This is a genomic window from Bradyrhizobium sp. SPXBL-04 (assembly GCF_051853035.1).
In the GTDB taxonomy this organism is placed as follows: Bacteria; Pseudomonadota; Alphaproteobacteria; order Rhizobiales; family Xanthobacteraceae; genus Bradyrhizobium; species Bradyrhizobium zhanjiangense.
In genome coordinates this window covers 4568849-4594382 of the sequence record NZ_CP182472.1, presented here as the reverse complement: position 1 = coordinate 4594382, position 25534 = coordinate 4568849, and the positions used below count along the sequence as shown (strand labels likewise).

At 63.7% G+C, this 25534-nt stretch carries 21 protein-coding genes and 3 pseudogenes; 16 read left to right on the top strand and 8 right to left on the bottom strand.

Going from position 1 to position 25534, the window contains the following annotated elements:
• Positions 1–164 precede the first annotated feature (164 nt).
• Positions 165–311, bottom strand: coding sequence for a hypothetical protein (locus tag ACNJX8_RS21725; RefSeq protein WP_164935018.1), 147 nt, complete (start codon positions 309–311; stop codon positions 165–167).
• Positions 312–485: 174 nt separating this feature from the next.
• Between ACNJX8_RS21725 and ACNJX8_RS21720 the strand changes: the two genes are divergently transcribed.
• The 4 genes from ACNJX8_RS21720 (at position 486) to hflX (ending at position 6261) form a co-directional block, all read left to right on the top strand.
• Positions 486–2903: an ATP-binding protein gene (locus tag ACNJX8_RS21720; protein WP_439356704.1), complete on the top strand. Its 2418-nt coding sequence runs from the start codon at positions 486–488 to the stop codon at positions 2901–2903.
• A gap of 17 nt (positions 2904–2920) precedes the next feature.
• Positions 2921–4291, top strand: a complete 1371-nt coding sequence (gene ntrX / locus ACNJX8_RS21715) for a nitrogen assimilation response regulator NtrX (RefSeq protein WP_027558046.1) — start codon at positions 2921–2923, stop codon at positions 4289–4291.
• A gap of 312 nt (positions 4292–4603) precedes the next feature.
• On the top strand, positions 4604–4852 hold the full coding sequence (gene hfq / locus ACNJX8_RS21710) for an RNA chaperone Hfq (RefSeq protein WP_007591126.1): 249 nt from the start codon (positions 4604–4606) through the stop codon (positions 4850–4852).
• Between the two features lie 11 nt (positions 4853–4863).
• Positions 4864–6261, top strand: a complete 1398-nt coding sequence (gene hflX, locus ACNJX8_RS21705) for a GTPase HflX (protein WP_439356703.1) — start codon at positions 4864–4866, stop codon at positions 6259–6261.
• Positions 6262–6392: 131 nt separating this feature from the next.
• On the opposite strand, the gene mazG is transcribed toward hflX, so the two are convergent.
• The 3 genes and pseudogenes from mazG to ACNJX8_RS21690 form a co-directional block, all read right to left on the bottom strand.
• A complete protein-coding gene (gene mazG, locus ACNJX8_RS21700) occupies positions 6393–7241 on the bottom strand; it encodes a nucleoside triphosphate pyrophosphohydrolase (protein WP_439356702.1) in 849 nt (282 codons plus the stop codon).
• Positions 7242–7400: 159 nt separating this feature from the next.
• Positions 7401–7742 carry a hypothetical protein gene (locus ACNJX8_RS21695; RefSeq protein WP_439356701.1) on the bottom strand — a complete coding sequence of 114 codons (342 nt, stop codon included), beginning with the start codon at positions 7740–7742 and terminating at the stop codon, positions 7401–7403.
• An 89-nt stretch (positions 7743–7831) separates the two neighbouring features.
• Positions 7832–7927, bottom strand: a pseudogene (locus tag ACNJX8_RS21690) (nucleoside triphosphate pyrophosphohydrolase); the annotation flags it as partial.
• Between the two features lie 127 nt (positions 7928–8054).
• Here ACNJX8_RS21690 and queC point away from each other — a divergent pair.
• The gene (gene queC, locus ACNJX8_RS21685) at positions 8055–8768 is read left to right on the top strand and encodes a 7-cyano-7-deazaguanine synthase QueC (protein ID WP_439356700.1); all 714 of its coding nucleotides are present in this window, start codon (positions 8055–8057) and stop codon (positions 8766–8768) included.
• A gap of 241 nt (positions 8769–9009) precedes the next feature.
• Here the strand turns inward: queC and ACNJX8_RS21680 are convergent, their stop codons facing one another.
• From ACNJX8_RS21680 to nthA, 3 genes are read right to left on the bottom strand one after another with little or no spacing between them, the layout of a single operon-like run.
• Positions 9010–9387, bottom strand: coding sequence for a nitrile hydratase accessory protein (locus tag ACNJX8_RS21680; protein WP_439356699.1), 378 nt, complete (start codon positions 9385–9387; stop codon positions 9010–9012).
• Positions 9387–10046: a nitrile hydratase subunit beta gene (gene nthB / locus ACNJX8_RS21675; protein WP_439356698.1), complete on the bottom strand. Its 660-nt coding sequence runs from the start codon at positions 10044–10046 to the stop codon at positions 9387–9389. The genes ACNJX8_RS21680 and nthB overlap by 1 nt, the downstream gene beginning before the upstream one ends.
• Positions 10043–10672, bottom strand: coding sequence for a nitrile hydratase subunit alpha (nthA, locus tag ACNJX8_RS21670; RefSeq protein ID WP_439356697.1), 630 nt, complete (start codon positions 10670–10672; stop codon positions 10043–10045). The genes nthB and nthA overlap by 4 nt, the downstream gene beginning before the upstream one ends.
• Positions 10673–10912: 240 nt before the next feature.
• On the opposite strand from nthA, the pseudogene ACNJX8_RS21665 reads away from it, so the two are divergent.
• From ACNJX8_RS21665 to ACNJX8_RS21655, 3 genes and pseudogenes are all read left to right on the top strand, one after another.
• Positions 10913–12384, top strand: a pseudogene (locus ACNJX8_RS21665) (DASS family sodium-coupled anion symporter).
• Positions 12385–12613: 229 nt separating this feature from the next.
• A complete protein-coding gene (locus ACNJX8_RS21660) occupies positions 12614–13765 on the top strand; it encodes a methionine ABC transporter ATP-binding protein (protein ID WP_439356695.1) in 1152 nt (383 codons plus the stop codon).
• A complete protein-coding gene (locus ACNJX8_RS21655) occupies positions 13755–14420 on the top strand; it encodes a methionine ABC transporter permease (protein WP_128944195.1) in 666 nt (221 codons plus the stop codon). The genes ACNJX8_RS21660 and ACNJX8_RS21655 overlap by 11 nt, the downstream gene beginning before the upstream one ends.
• Before the next feature lie 151 nt (positions 14421–14571).
• Here the strand turns inward: ACNJX8_RS21655 and ACNJX8_RS21650 are convergent, their stop codons facing one another.
• Positions 14572–14790: a hypothetical protein gene (locus tag ACNJX8_RS21650; RefSeq protein WP_164940832.1), complete on the bottom strand. Its 219-nt coding sequence runs from the start codon at positions 14788–14790 to the stop codon at positions 14572–14574.
• 144 nt (positions 14791–14934) lie between these two features.
• Between ACNJX8_RS21650 and ACNJX8_RS21645 the strand changes: the two genes are divergently transcribed.
• The 8 genes and pseudogenes from ACNJX8_RS21645 (at position 14935) to ACNJX8_RS21610 (ending at position 25527) form a co-directional block, all read left to right on the top strand.
• Complete coding sequence (locus ACNJX8_RS21645; protein WP_439356694.1) at positions 14935–16923, top strand: TonB-dependent siderophore receptor; 1989 nt, start codon at positions 14935–14937, stop codon at positions 16921–16923.
• A 59-nt stretch (positions 16924–16982) separates the two neighbouring features.
• Complete coding sequence (fsrB, locus tag ACNJX8_RS21640) at positions 16983–18275, top strand: siderophore utilization protein FsrB (protein WP_439356693.1); 1293 nt, start codon at positions 16983–16985, stop codon at positions 18273–18275.
• 891 nt (positions 18276–19166) lie between these two features.
• A complete protein-coding gene (locus tag ACNJX8_RS21635; protein ID WP_439356692.1) occupies positions 19167–20903 on the top strand; it encodes a GAF domain-containing sensor histidine kinase in 1737 nt (578 codons plus the stop codon).
• Positions 20848–21183 carry a DUF4145 domain-containing protein gene (locus ACNJX8_RS21630; protein WP_439356691.1) on the top strand — a complete coding sequence of 112 codons (336 nt, stop codon included), beginning with the start codon at positions 20848–20850 and terminating at the stop codon, positions 21181–21183. Before ACNJX8_RS21635 ends, ACNJX8_RS21630 begins: the two co-directional genes overlap by 56 nt.
• A gap of 222 nt (positions 21184–21405) precedes the next feature.
• Positions 21406–21576 (top strand): Sir2 family NAD-dependent protein deacetylase, encoded by a 171-nt coding sequence (locus tag ACNJX8_RS21625; protein ID WP_439356690.1) that lies wholly within the window; start codon positions 21406–21408, stop codon positions 21574–21576.
• Positions 21563–21742 (top strand): annotated as a pseudogene (locus tag ACNJX8_RS21620) (Sir2 family NAD-dependent protein deacetylase); the annotation flags it as partial. The gene ACNJX8_RS21625 and the pseudogene ACNJX8_RS21620, both read left to right, overlap by 14 nt.
• A gap of 860 nt (positions 21743–22602) precedes the next feature.
• On the top strand, positions 22603–23622 hold the full coding sequence (locus ACNJX8_RS21615; protein WP_091895472.1) for a TRAP transporter substrate-binding protein: 1020 nt from the start codon (positions 22603–22605) through the stop codon (positions 23620–23622).
• Between the two features lie 15 nt (positions 23623–23637).
• Positions 23638–25527 carry a TRAP transporter large permease gene (locus tag ACNJX8_RS21610; protein ID WP_439356689.1) on the top strand — a complete coding sequence of 630 codons (1890 nt, stop codon included), beginning with the start codon at positions 23638–23640 and terminating at the stop codon, positions 25525–25527.
• The last annotated feature ends 7 nt before the right edge of the window (positions 25528–25534 follow it).

The following is a 25534-nucleotide window of genomic DNA, read 5'->3' as shown; positions in this document are numbered from 1 at the left end:
TCAGAACGGACGGTGGCTCAGCTCCCCCACCCAAGGCGGAGCTGAGCCTGTCCGGATCGCGTTGGCCGTTGTGGCTGACGCGGTGAGCAGAAGTCCGGATCGGACCGAAATGTTCCGCTCGCACATTCAAATTGGTCATTCGGCCGCAAGGCGCGGCATCACATCTATCTGACAAGCCGGCCGGGTGCCGGCGTCACGCTGGCGACATTCACCGGCGGCTGCTGGAGACCCAGGCCGTTGACCAGGAGGTCGGCGGCCACGATCAGCAGAAGAACGGCCGAAACCATCGTCGCGAGAAAAAATCTATCCATCCCCGTCAAGCCGGGATGGCGGGAATCCGTTCCCGTCCAACCGGCATGTCTTGTGGATGGGCGCGGCGGTCGCGGCGGAGACGCCGCGGAATTGTCGCAATTCGGCAACAATGTGGTACGAATACATCAGTATCCGCGCGCCCGCGGACCCGTTTTTCAGCACCCATTGCCGGAATGATCAGCGCAGATACCTCGGCCGCATCCTTTGACACGGCCCCAGCCGAAGAGCCCAAGCGCTGGTCGCTGCGGCGCTGGCTGGCACCCTTTGCCGTGGCCCTGGCGCTGCTGTCGGCCTTCCTCACGTTCCTGGTTCTGACCGGCCTCACCAAGATCGAGCCGACGCCAGAGGTGGTCCGCTCGTTCTATCTGATCAATGCGGCCACGATCCTGCTCCTGGTCGGGATCATCATCCGGGAACTCTGGCAGCTGATCCTGGCCCGACGGCGGGGCCGGGCGGCCGCGCGCCTCCATGTCCAGATCGTCAGCCTGTTCTCGATCGTGGCGGTACTGCCGGCGGTGCTGGTCGCCGTCGTCGCCAACGTCACCATCGAGCGCGGCCTCGACCGGCTGTTCTCGGGCCCGACCAAGGAGGTGATCCAGAATTCGCTGACGATCGCGCGGGCCTACATGCAGGACCATGCGCAGCTGATCCGCGGCGACATTCTCGGCATGGCCAACGACATCGCGCACGCCCGGCCGCTCTACGACCAGGACCGCCGCTCGTTCCGGGAGATGCTGACCGCCAGCGCCGGCTCCCGCAATTTGCCGGGCGCGATGATCATCGACAAGAACACCAACATCCTGGAATCCGCCGACACCGGCATGCGGCTGGCCTATTCGCCGCCCGCGCCGGACTTCCTCAGCAACGTGAACGAGAACGAACCCGAAATCGCGGTGCTACCGGATGCGAGCTTCGTCGCCGCGGTGATCCGCCTGCGTGCCTTCAACGACACCTTCCTCTACGTCGCCCGGCCACTCGATCCGAACGTCGTCAACCAGCTCAAGCAGACCGAGGTCAGCGTCGCCGAATACGCCCAGATCGAGTCGCGCCGGCTCGGCATCCAGGTCGCCTTCGCGCTGATGTTCGCGGTGATCGCGCTGACCATCCTGATGGCTTCGGTGCTGATCGGCCTCAACTTCGCCAACTCGCTGGTCTCGCCGATCCGGCGGCTGATGAATGCGGCCCACACGGTCTCGACCGGCGACCTGCATGTTCAGGTGGCCGTGCACCAGTCCGAAGGCGACCTTGCCCAGCTTGGTGAGACCTTCAACAAGATGACGCAGGAATTGCGCAGCCAGCGCGACGAGCTCGTCAACGCCAGCGACCTCATCGACAGCCGCCGCCGCTTCATCGAGGCCGTGCTGTCGTCGGCGAGCGCCGGCATCATCGGCGTCGACGCGTCCGGCAGCGTCGGAATCCTCAACCGCTCCGCCGAGAAGCTGATCGGACACTCCGAAGCGGAGACGCTCGGCCACCCGCTCTCGGACGTGCTGCCTGAGCTCGACGAGATGATGAAGGCGGCGCGGGAAGGGACCCAGCGCCTGGTGCAGGGCCAGATCACGATCACCCGCGACGGCACCGAGCGCAATCTCTCGGTCCGCGTCAGCGCCGAGAAGACCAGCCAACCGCGCGACAGCTACATTATCACGCTCGACGACATCACCGAGCTGGTCTCCGCGCAGCGCACCTCGGCATGGGGCGACGTGGCGCGCCGCATCGCCCACGAGATCAAGAATCCGCTGACGCCGATCCAGCTCTCGGCCGAGCGCATCCGCCGCAAGTTCGGCAAGACCATCACCGAGGACAAGGACAAGCAGATCTTCGACCAGTGCACCGACACCATCGTGCGCCAGGTCGACGACATCAGGCGCATGGTCGATGAGTTCTCCCGTTTCGCACGCATGCCGAAACCGGTGATGGAGGGCGAGGACGTCGCGGACACCGTGCGGCAGGCGGTGTTCCTGATGAAAGTCGCCCATCCCGAGATCGACATCGAGGCCGAGTTCAAAGAGGATCCGCTGCGCGCCCAGTTCGACCGGCGACTGATCTCCCAGGCCGTCACCAACATCGTCAAGAACGCCACCGAGGCGATCGAGCAGGTCCCGCCGGAGGAGCTCGGCCGGGAAAACGGAAAAGGCCGCATCGACGTCGTGGTGTCGCGCGAAGGTGAGGACGTGCTGATCGACGTGGTCGACAACGGCATCGGCCTGCCCAAGGTCGCGCGCTCGCGGCTGCTTGAGCCCTACGTCACAACGCGCGCCAAGGGCACCGGCTTGGGGCTGGCGATCGTCGGCCGCGTGCTGGAAGACCATGGCGGACGCATCGAGCTGAAGGACGCCTCGGACTTCCGCGAAGGCCAGCGCGGCGCCTGGATGCGGATGCGCTTTGCGATCTCCGGGCAACCCGCGAAGTCCGAGGGAGCCGAGCCGGCGCCCCCGGAAGCAACCAAGCCGGGCAACAAGAAAACGGTTGCGGATTCCGTCAAGGAATCCAGGCCGGACTCGGAAACAAAAGAGCCGGCCGCCGAAACCAAAGAGCCGACTGAAAAGACCAATGATTCAACGAAAATCGAAGCCTCAACAGGTAACTGACAAGGCAGGCGCGACCCATGGCTAGTGAAATTCTGATTGTCGATGATGAGGCCGATATTCGGGATCTCGTTGCGGGCATTCTCGAAGATGAGGGGTTCGTCACAAGGACGGCACGCGACAGCGATACGGCCCTGGCCGAGATCGCCAATCGCAGGCCGCATCTGGTGTTCCTCGACATCTGGCTCCAGGGCTCCAAGCTCGACGGCTTGCAGCTCCTGGAGCAGGTCAAGAAGGACAACGCCGATCTGCCGGTCGTGATGATCTCCGGCCACGGCAACATCGAGACCGCGGTCGCCGCGATCAAGCGCGGCGCCTACGACTTCATCGAGAAGCCGTTCAAGGCCGACCGGCTGATCCTGGTCGCGACCCGAGCGCTGGAGAACTCGCGGCTCAAGCGCGAGGTCAAGGAGCTGAAGCAGCTCGCGCCGAGCGCCAGCCAGCTCGTCGGCCGCTCGCCCAGCATGAACCAGCTGCGCCAGACCATCGAGCGCGCGGCCAAGGCCAACAGCCGTATCCTGATCGTCGGCCCCGCCGGCGCCGGCAAGGAGCTGACGGCGCGCACGCTGCACACCGCCTCGGGCCGGGCGGACGGCCCCTTCGTCGTCATCAACGCAGCCGCGATCACGCCCGAGCGGATGGAGCATGAGCTGTTCGGCGTCGAGCAGTCCAACGGCGAACAGCCGCGCAAGCCCGGTGCGCTCGAGGAAGCCCATGGCGGCACGCTGTTCATCGACGAGATCGCGGACATGCCGCGCGAGACCCAGAACAAGATTCTGCGCGTGCTGGTCGAGCAGTCGTTCCAGCGCGTCGGCGGCACCGCCAAGGTGCAGGTGGACGTCCGCATCATCTCCTCCACCGCGCGCAATCTCGAAGAGGAGATCGCGGCCGGCCATTTCCGCGAGGACCTCTATCATCGGCTCTCGGTGGTGCCGATCCGCGTGCCTGCGCTGTCGGAGCGGCGCGAGGACATTCCGGAATTGATCGACTACTTCATGGAGCAGATCTCGGCCGGCAGCGGCCTGCCCAAGCGGCAGATCGGGCAGGACGCGATGGCGGTGCTGCAATCGCACGTCTGGCCGGGCAATGTGCGCCAGCTCCGCAACAACGTTGAGAGAGTCATGATTCTGGCTGCGGGCGGGCCCGAGGTCATCATCACGGCCGACATGTTGCCGCAGGACGTCGGCTCCATGGTGCCGGCGATGCCGACCAGCAACAATGGCGAGCACATCATGGGCCTGCCGCTGCGCGAAGCGCGCGAAGTATTCGAGCGCGACTATTTGATTGCACAGATCAGCCGTTTCTCAGGAAATATTTCTCGCACGGCCGAGTTTGTTGGCATGGAACGTTCGGCGCTGCATCGGAAGCTGAAGGCGCTCGGTGTCGGCTAAAGCGTTTTCGAGCGAAGTGGGTACCGGTTCGCGTAAAGAAAACGCGTCAAAACAAGATGTCGCGCCGCGACGTTGCGGTGAGACATCAGGGATAAGCGAGGAAAATCATCGATTTCCGTAGTTTTTCGGGGCAAGACGGCGAGGGCTGGCGCGTGAAGCGGCTTGCCTAATAACTCCACCTGTCCTCTAATCGCACAGCTGTTCCTTCCGAGGGGGATCTCATGAGGGACGGCAACCGGGAAAGGCCCCGCATCAACCAAAACAGGGGCGCAACCGGCGCAATAAAAAGAAACTCAAAGCGAGAAAAAAACAATGGCGGCAGACCGCGCACAAAACCTACAGGACACCTTCCTTAATCACGTTCGCAAAACCAAGACGCCACTAACGATCTTTCTGGTCAACGGAGTGAAGCTCCAGGGCATCGTGACCTGGTTCGACAATTTCTGTCTGCTGCTTCGGCGCGACGGTCATTCGCAGCTCGTCTACAAGCATGCGATCTCGACCATCATGCCGGGCGCTCCGATCCAGTTGTTCGAAGGCGGCGAGGATCAGCCGGCTTGAGAGTGCTCTGATTGGAACCCCGGAATTTCGACGGGGACGCCGACCGTCCGCGGTCGGCAGGGGCTAAGCAGACGGGGCGGGTGCTGGTCATCGGCCCCTACTTGCGAGTGCGTGCGGGCAGTGCCGACGCGCAATCGGAAAGCCATGGCTTGTCCAACCAAGTCCAGCGCGACGCCGAGGCCCGGCTCGATGAAGCCGTGGGCCTCGCGCGCGCGATCGATCTCGTCATTGCCGATGCCATCATCGCGCCGGTCAGCCAGATCCGCCCTGCCACTTACATCGGCAAGGGCAAGGTCGAGGAGATCGCCGCGCTGGCCAAGAGCCTCGATGTCGAGTTGGTGGTGATGGATTGTGCGCTGGCGCCGATCCAGCAGCGCAATCTCGAGAAGCAGTTGCACGCCAAGGTGCTCGACCGCACCGGGCTCATTCTGGAAATCTTCGGCCGCCGCGCCAAGACCAGGGAAGGCTCGCTCCAGGTCGAGCTCGCCCATCTCAATTATCAGCGCTCGCGCCTGGTGCGCTCCTGGACCCACCTCGAACGCCAGCGCGGCGGTTTCGGATTCATGGGCGGTCCCGGCGAGACGCAGATCGAAGCCGACCGCCGCCTGATCCAGGAGCGCATCTCCAAGCTCGAGGGTGAGCTGAAGAAGGTGCAGGCGACGCGGCGGCTGCATCGTGCGGGACGCCAGCGCGTGCCGTACCGCGTCGTGGCGCTGGTCGGCTACACCAATGCCGGCAAGTCGACGCTGTTCAACCGCCTGACGCGCGCCGACGTGCAGGCGGCCGACATGCTGTTCGCGACTCTCGATCCGACCCTGCGCGCACTCAACCTGCCGCACGGCGGCAAGGCGATGCTGTCCGACACCGTCGGCTTCATCTCCAACCTGCCGACCCAGCTCGTTGCCGCCTTCCGCGCCACGCTGGAGGAGGTGCTGGAGGCGGACGTCATCCTGCATGTGCGCGACATCTCGCATGAGGACGCCGAGGCGCAGCAGAGCGATGTCGACGCCGTGCTGCGCCAGCTCGGCATCAATCCCGACGATTCCGGCCGCATCATCGAGGTCTGGAACAAGATCGACCGTTTCGACCCCGAGCAGCGCGAAGAGCTGCTCAATATCGCCGCGCGCAGGCCGGAGGATCATCCGGCGATGCTGGTGTCAGCCGTATCAGGCGAGGGCATCGACGCACTGCTGGCCGCGATCGAGGAACGGCTCGCCGCCAAACGCACCACGCTCGATCTCTCCATCGACGCGGCCGATGGCGCCGGCATCAGCTGGCTGCACCGCAATGCCGAGGTGCTGGCGAAAGAGCTGCACGACGGCCGCTTCGACATGACGGTGCGGGTCGACGAGACCAAGCGGGAGATCGTGGTGAACCGGTTCGACGCCGTGCCGCATCACGCGACGTAGACGGTGACATCCCGGCGAGGGAGTTACGCCAACCTCAACCACACTGTCGTCCCGGACAAGCGCGCCCCAAGCGCGCGCAGATCGGGGACCCATACTCCCAGGGAGGACGACGGCGGAGTTCGCCGCGGGCTTTATTGCTTGTTCAGCAAGCGTGACCCAGGCTGCTCCTCATTCTTCGCCGCATTCCACAGCGCATCCATCTCCGCCAGCGATGCCTGCTCCAGCGTCCGCCCCTGTGCCTCCAGCGCGCGCTCGATATAGGCGAAGCGCCGCTCGAATTTCGCATTCGTCGCGCGCAGCGCGGCTTCCGGATCGGCGTCGACATGGCGGGCGAGGTTGACGAGGGCGAACATCAGGTCGCCAGTCTCTTCCGCAACCTCCTGCTTGTCGTTGCGGTCCAATGCCGCCTCGATCTCGTCGACCTCCTCGCGAATCTTGTGCAGCACCGCGCGCGGGTCGTTCCAGTCGAAACCGACGGTCGAAGCCTTGCGTTGCAGCTCCATCGCGCGCGTCAGTGCCGGCTGGCCGGCCTTCACGCCCGCGAGCAATGACTTATGCGCCGGCGGTTCTTCCGGCGGCCGGCGTGCAGCGCGTTCGGTTTTCTCCTCGGTCTTGATGCGGTCCCAGACTTCCTTGACGTGGTGCGGGGCGAGATTGCCGTCCTTGTCGGCAAAGACATGGGGATGACGCCGGATCATTTTTCGGGTGATGGCCTCGACCACCTCCCCAAAATCGAACGCGTTCTGCTCCGACGCCATCTGGGCGTGGAACACGACCTGGAGCAGGAGGTCGCCGAGCTCCTCTCTGAGATCGTCTAGGTCGCCGCGGGTGATGGCGTCCACGACCTCATAGGCCTCCTCGATCGTGTAGGGTGCGATCGTCGCAAAGTTCTGCTCGAGGTCCCAGGGGCAGCCGGTTCCGGGAGACCTCAAAGCGGCCATGATCTCGATGAGGCGGGAGATGTTGCGGGAAGGCTTCATGTCGTGCAATTCCAAAAACCAGCTTAATCAGCGTAATGACAGCATGGACGAAGGCTATCAGCCTTTCCTTCTGCGGAAATGACTTGAGCCCCGTGACGCGGTACCCAAGTTACAAGAGCGGATATCCGCCAGCCAGCAGGATGGGCCAGAAAAAAAAGTTCAGCGCTTGCCAGCAAACAATCGTCGCTGGGCAGGATTGATAGCGTCTTCGTCCCAGTCAACTTCTCGCTTCGTTGCTGGCAGATGCTGCCGTCGATGCTCGTAGTCGTAATACAGCGTCCCGTGGATGCCGTTTGCATCCCGCTTTAGGATGGGACGCTCCCACACTTGCCTCAAAATAAGTCCGGCCTGATCGTCTCCGCCGCACCGTGCGATAAAGTCTTCGATAAATTCGATGTCTTGACCGTCCGCCGGAAAGATCGCCGAGAACTCCTCATCGGTGACTTGAAAGACACTGAAGGTTGCATTCTCCGCTCGATCGATGATCTGTATATTTTTCAACGCTTGATCTCCTCCGTATCGGCGAATTTAACTTGCATAGCCTGACGACAGCCGCCCTTTGGCGGCTATTTGGGCCGGCTTGAGTCTCAAAATGTATATTGGTTGTCCCAGGGACAGCCGGTCACCGGCGTGCGCAGCGCCGCCATGATCTCGATCAGGCGGGAAATGTCGCGGGAAGGGGGCATTGCGGGGCAGTCTCCCAGGCTCCAAGGCCTTATGCCAAAAGCGGGCCGCCGTTCCCAGCGGGGCGCGGCGGAACAGGCCGATTTCCACCGATTGGCGGGCGGTCTGCGCAGTGCTAAAGCGCGGGCCATGAGCGACGCATTTTCATCACAGACCGCCTTGGTGCTGTTTTCCGGCGGCCAGGATTCCACCACCTGCCTCGCCTGGGCGCTCAGCCGTTTCGCCCGCGTGGAGACGCTGGGGTTCGAGTACGGCCAACGCCATGCCATTGAGCTGGCCTGCCGTGACCGCCTGTTCGAGGGCATCAAGGGCCTGCGCGCGGATTGGGCCGCAAAGCTCGGCGAGAGCCACACGCTGTCGATCCCGACGTTGGCGGCCGTGTCCGAGACGGCGCTGACCCGCGACGTCGCGATCGCGATGGGCGCCGACGGCCTGCCCAACACCTTCGTGCCCGGCCGCAATCTGGTGTTTCTGACCTTCGCCGCGGCGCTGGCCTACCGGCGCGGCATCACCCATATCGTCGGCGGCATGTGCGAGACCGACTATTCCGGCTATCCCGATTGCCGCGACGAGACCATCCGCGCCATGCAGGCCGCGCTCTCGCTCGGCATGGCGAGATCCTTCGAGCTGCATACGCCGCTGATGTGGATCGACAAGGCGGCGACGTGGAAGCTCGCGCATGATCTCGGCGGCGACGGTCTGGTCGATCTCATCCGCGAGCAGTCCCACACCTGCTATCTCGGCGAACGCGGCGCGCAGCACGATTGGGGCTATGGCTGCGGCGAGTGCCCGGCGTGCAGCCTGCGGGCAAAGGGGTGGCGGGAGTTTGTGGCGGGTCGCTGAGGCTACAAATTCGGGTCATCGCCCGCGAAAGCGGGTGATCCAGTGTCCCAGAGACCGTGCTTGAGCCGAGAGGCCGCGGCGTAATGGGTCGCCCGGTCAAGCCGGGCGACGACAGGCGGAGAGAACCCGCGCTCTCTCCGCCGTCATTGCGAGGAGCTCTTGCGACGAAGCAATCCAGACTGCCGCCGCGGAGGGATTCTGGATTGCTTCGCTGCGCTCGCAATGACGAACTCAGCGAGACCTACCGAAAATCCTCCGGCCGCAGCTCGATCGGCTTGCCATGCGGCGTGCGGTCGGCGGCGTGGTCCCAGGCGTCGCGGTAGCGGTGCAGCGTCTCCGTCGAAGCGACGCCCTTGCGTGCGACGAGGCCTTCCAGCGTGGCGAGCCAGTGCAGGTAGTAGGTCTCGCCCGTATCCGGATCGCCGGCCGCCTGGGCGCGCTTGATCTCGTCGGCGAGCGCTGCGGCCCATTCCGGCCAGGTGAACACACCGCGTTCGTGCAGGCTCAACGCCATCGCAAACGCGTGCGCCTCCCAGGGCGCGCGGAACACCGGGCCGTCGTCGTCGCGAGGAATGCTCGGGATCGCTGCCGTCGCGGCGGCAGCGGCGCTACCACTCATCACACCGGCTCCAGATAGGGTTCGAACGCGTCGATCGAAACCTTCAACGTGGGATCACCATCCTCGCCCCAGAGATCGCGGCCCTCGAACACGACGGTGTAGAGCCATTGCGGATTTTCGCCTTGCTCCATCGCGGCCGTGTCAGGAAACACGTGGCAGCCATGGTTGAGCTCGACGACGCCGACATGGCCGCGCACATAGCGCGGCAGCCGCGTATGCGTCGCCGGATGGATGTTCTTGGCGCGTACACGGTCGCCGATCGCAAATTTCGCAGGGGCCGGGGCAGGGCGAGCGAACTTGCCGCGCACCATCACGCGCTCGACATTGGCGAGATCGAACTTGCCGTGCTTGAGCGCCTTTCCTGGCTGCATCGCGTGGCCGGCGGCGACCTCCTCCCGTGTGAGATAGCCCTTCTCGACCAGCATCTCCTCGAGACCGAGGAACCATTTCTTGTAATAGGAGCTCGAGAGATAGACATGCGGCGGGAGCGTTTCGCGATAGAAGCGCGAGGTGTCGATGTTGAAGGCGCCGGCCGCACCCATCGCGCGCACCATGGCGAGGACACGCGCTTCCCATTCCGCGTGGAACATCGGCTCGTTCGGCTCGGGCTCGACCTTGCCGAACCCGTCCATGCCGCCCATGTCGTGCACGCCGTTCACGACGGTGCTCCCGGCGTCTTGGGAAAGCCGGTGCCGATCATGGAGTCGCGGGTGACGAGCTCGGCAAGCCGCTCCTCGCTCCAGCCCTCGGTGCCTTCGGGCCGCATCGGCAGCACCAGGAAGCGCGTCTCCGCGGTGGAATCCCACACTCTTATTTCCATGTCCTTTGGCAACGTGACGCCGAAATCGGCGAGCACGCCGCGTGGATCCTTGACCGCACGCGAGCGGTAGGGCGCGGCCTTGTACCAGACCGGCGGCAGCCCGAGCATTTCCCAGGGGTAGCAGGAGCACAGCGTGCACACGACCATGTTGTGGCGCTCAGGCGTGTTCTCGATCACGACGAGATGATCGCCGACGCGGCTGACATGGCCGAGCGTGCCGATGGCCTTGCTGCCGTCCTCCAGCAGCGCCTTCTTGAACGCCGGATCGGTCCAGGCCTTGGCGACGACGCGCGCGCCATTATGCGGGCCGATCTTGGTCTCATAGGCCTGAATGATGGCATCGAGCGCAGCCGGCTCGACATAGCCTTTTTCGGTCAGGATCGTCTCGAGCGCGCGCACGCGCAGCTCGGTCTCCGACAGTTCGGAATGGTCGTGATCGTGGTGATGGTCATGATCGTGGCTCATGAGACAAAGGATAGGCGCAATGGTCCGTTTCTGTCGAGCGTTCGTTGCAGTGCAATCCGGCCACGTGTTCGTGACGCCGTTGGCGCGCTGGCATCGCCGGTGACATGACGAAAACCGCTTTCAAACCGGCCCTAGACAGCCATTGATATCGTCGTGGACAGTCCGTATACGCCGCGCTGGGACAAAAGCGGGTCCGGTCAACGGGCCGCACGGCGCGACGACAATCGAGGGGGAAGGCCCATGACCGCTAGCTCACAGGCGTCTGAGGCGAACGGGTTTCGCTGGAAGCTGATCGCGCCACTTGCGGTGTGGCTGGCGATCTATTTGTGGCCCGTGCCCACAGGGCTCAATGTCAATCAGTGGCACTATTTTGCCGTGTTCGCGGCGGTCATCACCGGGCTCATCCTGGAATCGATGCCCGTCGGTGCAGTCGGGTTCATCGGTCTCACGGTCGCGGGCGTCGCCGGCTATATCGATGCCGATCCCACGAAATCGCTGCGCTGGATGCTGGCGGGATTTGCCGAGAGCACTGTGTGGCTGATCGTCGGCGCCTTCGTGTTCTCGATCGGGTATCGCAAGAGCCAGCTCGGCCGGCGCATTGCGCTGGTGCTGGTGCAGCGGCTCGGCCGCAACACGCTTGGCCTCGGCTATGCGGTCGCGATGTCGGACTTCCTGCTCGCGCCGGCGACTCCCTCGAACACCGCGCGCAGCGGCGGCATCGTCTATCCCATCACCAGCAACATCCCGCGCATCTATGGCTCCGAGCCGGGACCGACCGCCGGCAGGATCGGCACCTATGTGATGTGGACCGCCTTTGCGGCGACCGCGATCACGAGCTCGCTGTTCTTCACCGCGCTCGCACCCAATGCGGCAGCGCTTGCGATCGCCAAGAAGACGGTAGGAATCGAGGTGAGCTGGGGCCAGTGGTTCGTCGGCTTTGCGCCGCTCGGCATCCTCCTGATGGTGCTCGTGCCGCTGCTCAGCTATCTGGTGTGCCGTCCCGAGGTGAAGCGCAGCCCGGAAATCTCGGAATGGGCGGCGAAGGAGCTCAGCGCGATGGGCCCGATGTCGCGCAACGAATGGATCATGCTCGGCCTGATCGTGCTGGCGATGTTCCTGTGGATCGCGGGCTCGAGCCCGGACATCCACGTCCCCGTGCTCGGCTCGAACTTCGTCAACGCCACCACCGTCGTGTTCATCGTGATCTCCTGATGCTGGTGACCGGCGTGATCGAGTTTGCCGACATCGTCGGCGAGAAGAGCGCCTGGGAAGTGTTCTTCTATTTCACCTCGCTGCTGACGCTGGCCTCGGGCCTCAACGAGATCGGCTTCATCAAATGGTTCGCGAGCGAGTACGCCAAGCCGCTCGCCGGGCTGTCGCCATCGACCGCGATGCTGCTGCTGGTCGCGCTGTTCTTCTGGATCCACTATTTCTTCTCGAGCATCACCTCGCATGCGGCCGCCGTGCTGCCGGTGGTGCTGGCGGTCGGATCCGGCATCACTGATCTGCCGGTCACGACGCTCGCCATGCTCTGCATGTATTCGCTCGGCCTGATGGGCGTGATCTCGCCTTATGCGACGGGACCTGCGCCGATGTATTTCGGCAGCGGTTACATCGGCAAAGGCCAGTTCTGGGGCTTTGGCCTGATCTTCGGCCTGCTCTATTTCGCCGGCCTCCTGCTGATCGTGCTGCCCTGGTTGCAGGTCCGCTGAGCCGGGCTGGAGGCAGATAGCCTGGCAGATGAATTTTCTCCTCTGGGGCGGGATTTGGAAAACTTCGTCCAACTCCCGCAGATATCTGACATTGCAAGACGGACCTGAAAGGGCGATGGTGCGTGCTGCGGTGCAGCGCGCTTTCCGAGCCCTCATCGCGGTTCCAATCCCGTCGCATGATTGCGACCAGGCTTCCCCGCGGATTTTGCGGGCAAGCGAACCATTGTGCATGAAGGCCACCACCATGAACGCCCACCAATCGCTTGCGATCGGACAGCCGATCCAGACGCCTGAAGCGATTTCGCCTGCCGCGACCGAGCTGGACGCGATGGTCCGTTTCGTCGGCATCTCAAAGACCTATCCAGCCTATCGCGGCAAGCCCGGCGTCAACGCTCTGCAAGACATCGACTTCGCGATTCCGCGCGGTTCCATCACCGGCGTGATCGGCCGCTCCGGCGCCGGCAAGTCGAGCCTGGTCCGGCTGATCAACGGGCTGGAGAAGCCGACCACGGGCTGCGTCATCGTCGACAACAGGGACATCTCGGCGCTCGCAGGGCGCGAATTGCGGCTGGCGCAGCGCTCGATCGGCATGATCTTCCAGCACTTCAACCTGCTGTCGTCGCGCACGGCGGCTGACAACATCGCGCTGCCGCTCGAGATCGCCGGGTGGGGGAAGGCCGACATCAAGGCCCGTGTCGCCGAGCTGCTCGCGCTGGTCGGCATCGCCGACAAGCACGACCGCTATCCCTCGGAACTCTCCGGCGGCCAGAAGCAGCGCGTCGGCATCGCGCGGGCGCTGGCGACGCGGCCGAGCGTGCTGCTGTCGGACGAGGCGACCTCCGCGCTCGATCCGCAGACCACACGCGCGATCCTCGATCTGCTCGCCAATATCAACCGCGAGCTCGGGGTGACCATCGTGCTGATCACCCACGAAATGTCGGTAGTGCGTCAGCTCGCGAAGGAGGTCGTGGTGCTTGATGCCGGCCGCGTGGTCGAGAGCGGCGATGTCGCCGACATCTTCACCCATCCCAGGCACCCGATCACGCAGTCCTTCCTGGCGGAGGTGATCGGCGACAGCCTGCCGGTGTCGCTGGCGAGCCGCATTGTTTCGGAGCCGGTCGCGGGTGGACAGGTCGTAATCCGCGTCCAGGTCCGCGGCGCCGGCGCCAGCGATACGCTGGTGGCGCGGCTCGCCCGTGAGCTCGGCCTCGACGTTGCACTGCTCTCGGCGCGCATCGACGAGATCAGCGGCCAGCACGTCGGCTCGCTCGTTCTCGGCATTCCTTTTGGCATGTCTGGCGGAGAGGACGCGGCGACGCGGACGCTCGCCTGGTTGTCTCAATATCAATTCCCGGCGGAGCGTCTCGGCCATGTCGCCTGAACTCATCAACCTGATCGCCCAGGCCACGGGCGAAACCCTGTTCATGGTCGGCATCGCGGCGCTGCTCGGCACCGTCTTCGGTCTGCCGCTCGGCGTCTTTCTTGCGACCAGCCGGAAGGGGGAGCTGTTCGCCGCACCTGCCATCAACGGCGTGCTCGGCGTCATCGTCAACGCGACGCGGTCCACGCCCTTCATCATCCTGGTCGTCGCCATCATCCCGTTCACGCGCCTCGTCGCCGGCACCTCGATCGGATCGACGGCGGCGATCGTCCCCCTGACGATTGCGTCGACACCGTTCATCGCGCGCCTCGTCGAAGCTGCGATCCGTGAGGTCGACGCCGGCCTCATTGAAACGGCGTCCTCGTTCGGGGCCTCGCCGATTCAGATCGTGCTCAAAGTGCTGATCCCCGAGGCGTTGCCGGGCCTCGTGCTGGCGCTGACGCTCGCAGTCGTCAGCCTGCTCGGCTATTCCGCCATGGTCGGCGCCGTCGGCGGCGGCGGCCTCGGTGATCTCGGCATCCGCTACGGTTATCAGCGCTTCATGCCGGAGATGATGCTGGCCGTCGTCGTCGTGCTGATCGCGCTGGTGCAGCTCGTGCAGAGCGCGGGCGATTATCTGGCGCGTCGCGTCAACCGCCGGCTGCGGCACCGCTGATATCGTTTCCAGATGTTGCGGACGGGCAGATTCTCGTCCGTCTGGAAACATTCCAAAATCGAAACGCGACTGGGCGCATTCGCCGCACATGCTGCGCACACGTCTGGAGGGATTCTAACCGCGTTCCTATCGCACTCCGAAACCGCCTGAGTTAGGGCGGGGCATCAAAAATGATACCGGCAAAGCCGGCAGTGCGTGGGGCTTCCAAGACGTGACCGACTTCCAACTTTCTTCGCGTGATGACACGCGTCGCCGACAGATTCATCTTCTCTTCTTCGGTGCGGTCAGCACATTTGCTCTCTCCGTGCCGCTCGGTGACGTGCAAGCCCAGACGCAAATTCCCGCTGTCACCGTCGACGCGCCAGCCCAACGCGCTCGCCCCGCGGCGATTGCATCGTCACGCAGATCGGCGGCGACACGCGCTTCTCGCGCCAATCGTCGCGCTCCGGCGCAGCAGGCTGCGCCAGCCCAGTCGGCATCGAGCGGCGCCGCCGGCGAACGCGCCAATGGTCCGGTGCGCGGTTTCGTCGCCACCAGGAGCGGCACCGCCACCAAGACGGATACAGCGCTGATCGAAACGCCGCAGTCGGTGTCCGTGGTCACCACCGACCAGGTCAGGAACCAGGGCGCGGTCTCGATCGGCGAGGCGCTGCGCTACACGGCCGGCGTCAGCGGCGACGTCAATGGCGGCTCGGACACCCGCTTCGGCGCCCTTCAGATCCGCGGCTTCGACACGACCATGTCGGGCCTCTACGTTGACGGCTTGCGGATTCCGTCCAGCAGCTACGTGCACTTCAATGGGCTCGATCCTTACGGGGCCGAGCGTATCGAGATACTCAAGGGCCCGTCCTCGGCGATGTATGGCGGCAGCGGCACCGGCGGCATCCTCAACTACGTGACAAAACTGCCGACGGCGCAGCAGTTCGGCGAGGTCTCGATCTCCGGCGGCAGCTTCAACCGCTATCAGGGCCAGTTCGACATGGGCGGGCCCGCCAACAAGGAAGGCACCGTGCTGTGGCGCCTCACCGGCGTGGTGCGCGACGGCGAGACTCAGGTCGACTTCACCAAGGACAACCGCGTCTTCATCGCGCCCGCCGTCACCTTCAAGCCGAACGAGGACACCACCATCACCTTGCTCGCCAACTACCAGCGCGACAGGGCAGGGTGGGGCCTCCAGTTCCTGCCGGCCTCGGGCACGGTGTGGCCGAACAACGGCCGCACCATCCCGGTCTCGTTCTTCGCGGGCGTACCGAGCTTCAACGCGTTCAACACCGAGATCGCGACCGCCGGCTACCAGCTCTCGCACGATTTCACCGACAACATCACGTTCCGGCAGAACCTGCGTTACGCCTATCAGCACAACGAGGAAAAGACCTTCTACGGCACGGGATATACCGACGAGGCGGCGGGGCAGCTGGGGCGTTTCGGCAGCTACAGCAACTCGTACATCAACTCCTTCGCGGTGGATAACCAGCTCCAGGGCAAGTTCAGCACCGGCATCCTTGGCCATACCACCCTGGTCGGGATCGACTATCGCAACACCGCGTTTCGCGACACCGCCTTTAGCGTTACGACGTCGTCGCCGGAGATCAACGTGTTCAACCCGGTCTACAGCTACGACTGGACCATCGACGCGATGAACGACAACACCGGCGTGAAGCAGTCGCAGCTCGGCCTCTACGCGCAGGACCAGATCAAGCTCGGCCGGCTGTCGTTCCAGCTCGGTGGCCGCCAGGATTTCGTGACGACGCAGCTCGACAGCGGCATCTCCAATACGTCTGTCTCGAAGGATGCCTCGGCGTTCACCGGCCGCGCCGCCGTGATGTACAATTTCGACAACGGCATCGCGCCCTATTTCAGCTACTCGGAATCGTTCCTGCCGGTGCTCGCCACTGGACCGGGCGGCCAGATGCTCAATCCCGAGACCGGCGTGCAGTACGAGGTCGGCGTCAAGTACCAGCCGCTCGGCTGGAATGCGCTGTTCACCTTCGCCGCCTTCGACCTGACGCGCGACAACGTCGCTGTGTACGTACCTGCAATGACCTTTTACGAACAGATCGGGCAGGTGAAGTCGCGCGGCATCGAGCTCGAAGGCACGATGTCGCTCGCCGACGGCTGGAATCTGCGCGCGGCCTATGCCTATGTCGATGCCATGGTCACGCAGGATCCCGTGAATGTCGGCAAAGCGCCGGTCACCGTGCCGCTCAACCGCGCCTCGCTGTGGAGCGACTACACGCTCCAGTACGGACCGCTCGCAGGCTTGCAGTTCGGCGGCGGCATCCGTTATGTCGGCGCGACCTGGGGTGATGATGCCAACACATTCAAGGTGGGATCCTCGACCGTGCTGGATGCGCTTTTGGCCTACACCAGGGACAATTGGCGGCTGTCGCTGAACGTCACCAACCTCGCCGACACACGCTACGTCGCCGCCTGCTACGGCCTGTCGGGCTGCATGTATGCCGAGGGACGCAAGGCGATCGGCAAGCTGACCTACCGCTGGTGAGTTCACTTAAAGTCGGTTCGGCAATGGCGGCCGGGTCTGCTGGATGAGAGTGGAAGACCATGAGAGCGATATTCGGACGGCTGCATCGCTGGGCGGGACTGCTGACCGCCGGCTTCCTGTTCTTCTCCGGCATCACCGGGGCGATCATCTCTTGGGATCACGAGATCGACGACGTCCTGAACAGCCATTTGTTCGACGTCAGCACCAAGGGTCCGGCGATTCCGTCGATCGAGCTCGCGAAGACGATCGAGCAGCGCAATCCTCGCGCGCGCGTCGTCTATCTCTTCATGACGCCGGAGGAGGGCCACTCGCTGTGGTTCTTCGTCATGCCGCGGATCGATCCCGCAACCGGCAAGCGGTACGCCCTCGACTACAATCAAGTCTTCCTCGATCCCAACACCGGCGCGGAGCTCGGCCGGCGCTATTGGGGCGCGGTGTGGCCGGTGACGAGAGAAAACTTCGTCTCGTTCCTCTACAAGCTGCACTACACCATGCACATTCCGGAGTTCTGGGGCAGCGACCGCTGGGGCATGCGCGTGCTCGGCGTGATCGCCATCATCTGGACCATCGATTGCTTCGTCGGCTTCTATCTGACGCTGCCCGCACGCCGGCGCGCCAAGACGGCGCGGGCGCCTGAGGTTACGCGCCAGCTCCAGCGCGGCTTCTGGGCGCGGTGGGCGCCGGCCTGGACCATCAAGACCTCGGGCAGTGCCTACCGGATCAATTTCGACATCCATCGTGCCTTCAGCCTGTGGACCTGGGGCGTGCTGTTCGTCATCGCCTTCACGGCGTTCTCGCTGAACCTCTATTTCGAGGTGTTCTCGCCGCTGATGAAGATGGTCTCGAACTACACCCCGACGCCCTATGAGCAGCGGCCCTATCGCGATCTCGACAACCCCATCGAGCCCAAGGTCAGCTTTGCCGACATCGCGGCGCGCGCGGCGGCCGACGGCAAGGGGCGAGGGTGGACCACCCCGGTCGGCGCGATCAGCTACGGCCCGGCCCATGGCGTCTATGCCGCCGCCTTCTTTCATCCCGGCGAAGACCACGGCGCCGGCGGCGTCGGCCCGGCGCAGCTCTATTACGACAGCGAGGACGGCCGTCCCATTGGCGAGCGGCTGCCCTGGGTCGGCACCGCCGCCGACATCTTCGTGCAGGCGCAATTCCCGCTGCATTCGGGCCGCATCGTCGGGCTGTTCGGCCGCATCCTGATCTCGATGATGGGGCTGGTGGTGGCCGCGCTCTCGGTCACTGGCGTCGTGATCTGGTGGCGCAAGCGCCGCGCCCGCCTCCGCGTGCGCGAGACCGCGGCGATGCGCCTCGGCCGGCAGCAATTCACGCCGGCAGAGTAGGGCACGCGCATTCCGTCAAAGGATGAACCTTCATCGCCGGCACCGGCACAAAGACTGAAGATCGCCGTGCTGCCTGCTCGTCGATGCAGTCGAGCTTTGCGGCGGCAGATCACTCGGCGGCTGCCGCCCACCACGAACACTTTGTACCGCATGATGGTAGTCCGATCCCAAAAAGGGGACCGTCATCGCAATCGAATGTCCGTCCAAGTCAGGGAGAAACTCTGTGGCGGTGCGCGGAACCTTTGTACGTGGTCAGGTCAGCGGTGTAGCGCGCTTCAGTGGCGCAATCTCACTGCCTGCCGAAGCGTGCGACTCGAGCTTACTCGCTTCCAGTGGTCCGCGAGCTCTTTCTTGGAAGGAACAACCGCTTCGGGAAGTAGCTGGAGGATGTTTTCCTTTGGGCACGCCGAGCATCGGCCGCCCGACGGAGGAGGGCACCAGCCGGGGCGCTTTCACTTTCTGCAGCGCGAGATCGTCCGGAAGGCCTTTGAAGACCGCTTCGCGGAGTAGGCAGTCGTCTGTTAACGTGCGACACTCCACCTCGATATTCAGGGTCGGTTCGACCCCAAGTCGCCTTCGGCTTCCTGATCCGGACATCGAGCGGTATGATCTCGCGCAGCGTCGACATCCTGGTCGAGGCTGTGATAAGCTGCTTTTTAGCGCGCCTTGGCGGCCGGACGAAGATCGGCGTCCCTCTCAGTGGCTTGCTGACGGCGGAGTCCAGCAATTTGGCCCGTCTTTTCGGCTCGGCGCTGTAGCGATAGTGGCTTCCAGGTCCAGCGGGCATGTCGAGCAAGACTTCTGCCCGAAATGGCGTTTGGCGCGCCGATGGCAAGCGAAAGGCTATCCTGGCCGCGTTCTCCGCGGCGGGCCATTCGGTGAGGTCATTCGTTGCTCTACAGCTCTATCCAAGTACCTTCTGAAATCATCCACAAGTGGCAAGAGGTCGTGGATGTGCTTGCCGAGATCATGCACGTCCCCTCAGCTTTGATCATGCGGGTAGAGCCGCCCAACATCAAAGTTTTCGTATCCAGCGAGTCCAAAGGGAACCCCTACGAACCGGACGAGATCGCTCCCCTTGACACGGGGCTTTATTGCGAAACCGTGATGAAGACGTGCCAACCTCTGCTCGTTCCAGACGCCCTTCGCGATGAAGCGTGGAAATCAAACCCCGACATCAAGCTGGGGATGATTTCCTACCTTGGCGTACCCATCAGTTGGCCCGATGGCGAGGTGTTCGGAACGATTTGCGTTCTCGACAACAAAAGGAACGAGTACAGCAAGCCCTACCTCAGACTGCTGCATCAGTTGCGTGACGCGGTCCAGATTGATTTGCAAAGGTTAGCGGCACAGCACAGACAGCTCGAAGAACGTGAGACGAAGATCCGGCGTCTGGTCGATGCCAACATCATCGGGATCTACATCTGGGAGCTCGATGGTCGGCTCCTTGAGGCCAATGATACGTTTCTTCGTATGGTGGGATACGATCGCGAGGATCTTATCTCGGGTCGCGTGCGCTGGACGGACCTTACGCCGCTGGAATGGCGCGATCGCACCGCACGCGCCCAGGAAGAATTAAAGCGGACTGGCGCGGTGCAACCCTTTGAGAAGGAGTACGTTCGCAAGGACGGCAGCCGCGTGCCCGTGCTGATCGGCTCGGCGGCGTTCGATGAACGGCGAGACCAAGGCGTCGCGTTCGTGCTTGATCTGACCGCGCGCAAGCGGGCGGAAGCGGAAGCCCGCGAAAGCGAGCGGCGCTATCGCGAAGCGCTGATGGAGCTCGCGCATGCCAATCGCGTCACTACAATGGGGCAACTGACGGCTTCGATTTCACATGAAATGAAGCAGCCGATCGGGGCGGTTGTCGCCAACGCAGAGGCCGGATTGAACTGGCTTGACGCTCAACCGCCAGAACTGAATCGCGTCCGACAGACGCTTGGTTGGATAATAAGTGATGGCCTGCGAGCCGGCGAGATCATTGGTCGGATCCAGGGGCTTATCAAGAAGGCGCCTCCGCGGCCAGAGGAGCTGGAGATCAACGCGGCAGTGCTTGAGGTCATAGCTCTGACGCATGGCGAAGCGGTAAAGAACGGCGTCTCGGTGCGGACGCAACTCGCGGACGGCTTGCCGCTCATTCGAGTAGATCGGGTCCAACTGCAACAAGTGGTCCTCAACTTGATCGTCAACGCCGTCGAAGCGATGAGCGCCGTCCGACAGGAGCCACGTGAGTTGCTGATCAGCACTGACAGAGATGCCCTGAATGGCGTGCTCGTCAGCTTGCGAGATTCGGGACCGGGATTGGATCCGGCGAGCCTTGAGCACGTCTTCGACCCATTTTACACGACCAAGCCCAATGGCATGGGCATGGGATTATCAATTTGCCGTTCGATCGTCGAAGCGCACGGGGGACGGATATGGGCGGGCGCGAATGAAACTCGAGGCGCGGTCTTTCAATTCAGACTGCCTCTAGAGCGCGACGAGACCATTTCCGCTGAATGCGCTGGCCAAAGCCGGCGGCCCGAGAAAGCGGATACGGAGAGCGAAAACGAGAGCCCGTTCTCCGCGACGGCAGATGTCTCAACCGAGATCGGCCGCCGCGCGCTGGCGCACGCTGCGCCGCAAGGTTAGGCCACCTGAGAAGACACCTGAGTTGGTCGCACAGGAGCTGCAGACCTCGTTTCAGCACTACTGGAGCGACCTGGGGAGCTGCGCCTCCCGCATGCGCACGAGCGTCGAAAGACTGATGGACCATTTCGGTGTTCCGAAGAGCACTCTGGTCAAAAGGGCAGGCGGCGGCCGTCGGCGCCAGCGAATTGACCTCTACGTGAGGATTGAGAAGTTCTGTGCCGCTGCAAAGAATCTGGTGCACCAGGATAGCCTGCATGCAATCAGGACCGTAGGAATCTAGGCACTCATGGCGAGGATACATCGGCTGAGTTGGTCCTGGATGCCTACGAGGTGTACGAGCACGCGCTGAACGAACTCATTGGGCGACGCACCGCTCAAATTAAAGCATTGGCGAAGAAGCTGAAGAACGCGAAGTAGATTCTTTCTTGTCACTTGCATCGCCCGGACGGCGGACGCCATATGTGAATTGACTCACATTCAGACTGGAAATTGGGGATTCGGTATGGGTCGGAGCCAGGTGTTGCTCACCCAGAACGTAGACCGGCTGCATCAGGCCGCGAGGAGCAGGGTGGTGATAGACCTTCACGGGCGGCTCGCTCTCGGCTGCTGCATGGCCCGCTCCGATGTCCCTTCGCCACACCGACTTTCAGGACGATCTGGCCCAGCCCAATGATGCGCATCACGCCCTCGCCAAGCTCGAAACTAGAGGCCAGTGCCAGCTTCTCCTCACCCAGAATGTCGACCGCTTGCACCAGGCACCCGGGAGCAGGGCGGTTGTCGATCCCCACGGGCGTCTTGACCTTGTCAAGGCTGCCTGGGCAGATTGGACGCCGCCGCGCTGCCAGACGGTATGGTCTATTCGGGCTCCCGCTTCGCCCAGGCAGCCGCAAGCCGTGGCGTCCCGATCGCGGCCGTCAACCTCGGTCGGACGCGCACCGACGCTGTCGACGCGTTGGCGGTCGCTGCCGACAACCTTGACCCGAAATGCTGTCCATCAATTCAGGTGCCTCGGAGGGCATTTCCGGCCAGACCGGTTTCGATCAATGCGGCAATCCAGCGAGGCCCGAGAGATCAAAGCTGTCGCCGACCGCCACAGGCCCCGTGATCGAGGATGCGGATCTGGGTTTGGGCAGGCCGTCGTCGATCAGGCCACGTTGCAAGGCCCGATCTGGGATCGGGAAGATCATCGCGCACGGCTTGCAGGAGCTTGTCGAGCCGCCAACGGTCCGCAGCTCATCGGCGATACCGGCTCGCAGCGAGGATACGTTTGGGCCGGGAAGCGGTCCGGGAGCCGCCAGTGCCAAAGTTGAGTCCAGCCAGTGCCAAATTCCAACGCGGAGCACACAGACCAAGGAGGGTTCCGTCTGCACACCCATATCCGTAATTCGCATAAGGTATATTATGGAATATATTTATGTACAATTAGATCAGACATTTAGATGGAATTCCTGCCACCGCACCTTCGCTCCAGGCCATTTGCGGGCTGGCGCTGGGCGGCTCTCCCAGCTCGTTGACGGCTACTGTGCATGGGGTTGTTTTCGCATTTTTTGTCGGCCCATCTCTCCGAAAGCCGATATTGCCGTGACCTTGTCCGGCTGCAATAAGCGAGGCCTCGCGAGATCGCAGATGACCTTCTGACCTGACGTCCGTATAGGTTTGCATCTCAGAACAACAACAAACCTTCCGAGGAAGCAGACCCATGAGCTTTTCCCGACGCACACTTCTCAAGGCCTCCGCCGCGACCGCGGTTCTGGGCGGCCTCGGTGCGCCCCATGTTGCCCGCGCCCAGAGCGCCGAGTTCACCTACAAATACGCCAACAACCTGCCGGACACTCATCCGCTGAACGTGCGCGCCAAGGAGATGGCGGCCGCGATCAAGAGCGAGACCAACGGCAAGTTCGACCTCCAGATCTTCCCGAACAACCAGCTCGGCTCCGACACCGACATGCTGAGCCAGATCCGCTCCGGCGGCGTCGAGTTCTTCACGCTGTCAGGCCTGATCCTGTCGACCCTGGTGCCGGCGGCGTCCATCAACGGCATCGGCTTCGCGTTCCCGGACTACGACACGGTCTGGAAGGCCATGGACGGCGATCTCGGCGCCCATGTCCGCGGCGAGATCAAGAAGGCCGGCCTCGAGGTCATGGATAAGATCTGGGACAACGGCTTCCGCCAGACCACGTCGTCGACCAAGCCGATCACCGGTCCGGACGATCTCAAGGGCTTCAAGATCCGCGTGCCGGTGTCGCCGCTGTGGACCTCGATGTTCAAGGCGTTCGATGCGGCGCCCGCCTCGATCAATTTCAGCGAGGTCTATTCAGCGCTCCAGACCAAGATCGTCGAGGGCCAGGAGAATCCGCTGGCGATCATCTCGACCGCAAAGCTCTACGAGGTGCAAAAGTACTGCTCGCTGACCAACCACATGTGGGACGGCTTCTGGTTCCTGGCCAACCGCAGAGCCTGGGAAAAGCTGCCACAGGACGTGCGCACCATCGTCGCCAAGAACATCAACGCCGCCGCGGTCAACGAGCGCGCGGATACCGCCAAGCTCAACGCCAACCTCCAGCAGGAGCTCGCGACCAAGGGCCTGACCTTCAACCAGCCGGCCGTGGCGCCGTTCCGCGACAAGCTGCGGTCCGCCGGCTTCTATGCCGAGTGGAAGGGCAAATACGGCGATCAGGCCTGGGACCTCCTGGAAAAGGCGGTGGGCAAGCTGTCGTAACGTGTTGGGGCCGTCATGGCTCATGTCGAGGTCGAGGTGATCGAAGTGGCGGGCGAGGCGACTGTTCAGTCCCCTCGCCGACCTTCATTGCTGACCTCAACGGAGCGCGCACTCGGCCTCCTCGTGGAGATCCCGGCGGCGATCCTGGTCGTCGCCGAGATCATGATCCTGTTTGCCGGCGTGGTTGCGCGCTACGGCTTGCACCGGCCGCTGATCTGGTCGGACGAACTCGCCTCGATCCTGTTCCTGTGGCTCGCCATGCTGGGTGCGGCGGTCGCGTTTCGCCGCTCCGAGCACATGCGCATGACTGCGGTGGTGGCCAGCGCCACGCCGGCGATGCGGGCCTATCTCGATCTGGTCGCAACCTGCGCGGCGCTGGCGTTCCTGGCGCTGATCGTCTGGCCGTCCTGCGACTATGCCTACGAAGAGAGCTACATCACCACACCGGCGCTGCAGATCTCAAATATGTGGCGCGCTGCCGCGCTGCCGGCCGGCATCAGCCTGATGGCGGCGTTCGCCTTGCTGCGGCTGCTGCGCGCCGCCGATTACCGGATGGTTGCGGCCGCCGTGCTGTCCGTTGCGGTCCTGATCGGCGCATTCTGGCTGGCGGAGCCGTCGCTGCGGCCGCTCGGCAATCTCAACCTCGTCATCTTCTTCGTCGGCGTCGCCGGCTTCTGCGTCTTTGCCGGCGTTCCCATTGCGTTCGGCTTTGGCCTCGCGATCTTCGGCTATCTGGCGCTGACCACGCGAACGCCCGTGATGGTGCTGGTCGGGCGGATGGACGAGGGCATGAGCCACCTCATCCTGCTCTCGGTGCCGCTGTTCGTGTTCCTGGGGCTTCTGATCGAGATGACCGGCATGGCGCGGGCCATGGTGGCTTTCCTGGCGAGCCTGCTCGGGCATGTCCGCGGCGGCCTGCATTACGTGCTGGTCGGCGCCATGTACCTGGTCTCCGGCATCTCCGGCGCCAAGGCCGCCGACATGGCGGCGGTCGCGCCGGTGCTGTTCCCGGAGATGAAGCAGCGCGGCGCCAAGCCCGGCGATCTCGTCGCGCTCCTTGCGGCGACGGGTGCTCAAACCGAGACCATTCCGCCGAGCCTCGTGCTGATCACGATCGGCTCGGTCACGGGCGTGTCGATCGCAGCGCTATTCACCGGGGGCTTATTGCCCGGCGTGGTGCTCGCGATCACGCTGTGCATGCTGGTGTGGTGGCGCTACCGCCACGAGGACATGAGCCACGTCCGCCGCGCCACGGCATCCGAGATCGGCAAGACCTTCATCGTCGCCCTGCCTGCGCTCGCGCTGCCCTTCGTGATCCGCTACGCCGTGGTCGAGGGCATCGCGACCGCCACCGAAGTCTCCACCATCGGCATCGTCTATGGCGCCCTGGTCGGCCTCCTCGTCTACCGCCGCTTCGACTGGCGGCGGCTGTTTCCGATGCTGGTCGAGACCGCAGCGCTGTCGGGCGCTATCCTGCTTATTATCGGCACCGCCACCGGCATGGCCTGGGGCCTGACGCAATCAGGTTTCTCGCGCTCGCTGGCGGCGGCCATGACAGGGTTGCCCGGGGGAGCCGCAACCTTCATCGCCGTCTCGATCCTGGCCTTCACCATTCTCGGCAGCGTGCTCGAGGGCATTCCGGCGATCGTGCTGTTCGGGCCGCTGCTGTTTCCGATCGCCCGTGCCGTCGGCGTGCACGAGGTGCACTACGCCATGGTGATCATTCTGGCCATGGGTATCGGGCTATTCGCCCCACCCTTCGGCGTCGGCTATTATGCCGCCTGCGCCATCGGACGCGTCGATCCGGCCGAAGGCATCAGGCCGATCTGGGGCTATCTGCTGGCGCTGCTGGTGGGATTGATCATCGTCGCGATCTTCCCCTGGATTTCGATCGGATTCCTTTGAGGCGTTT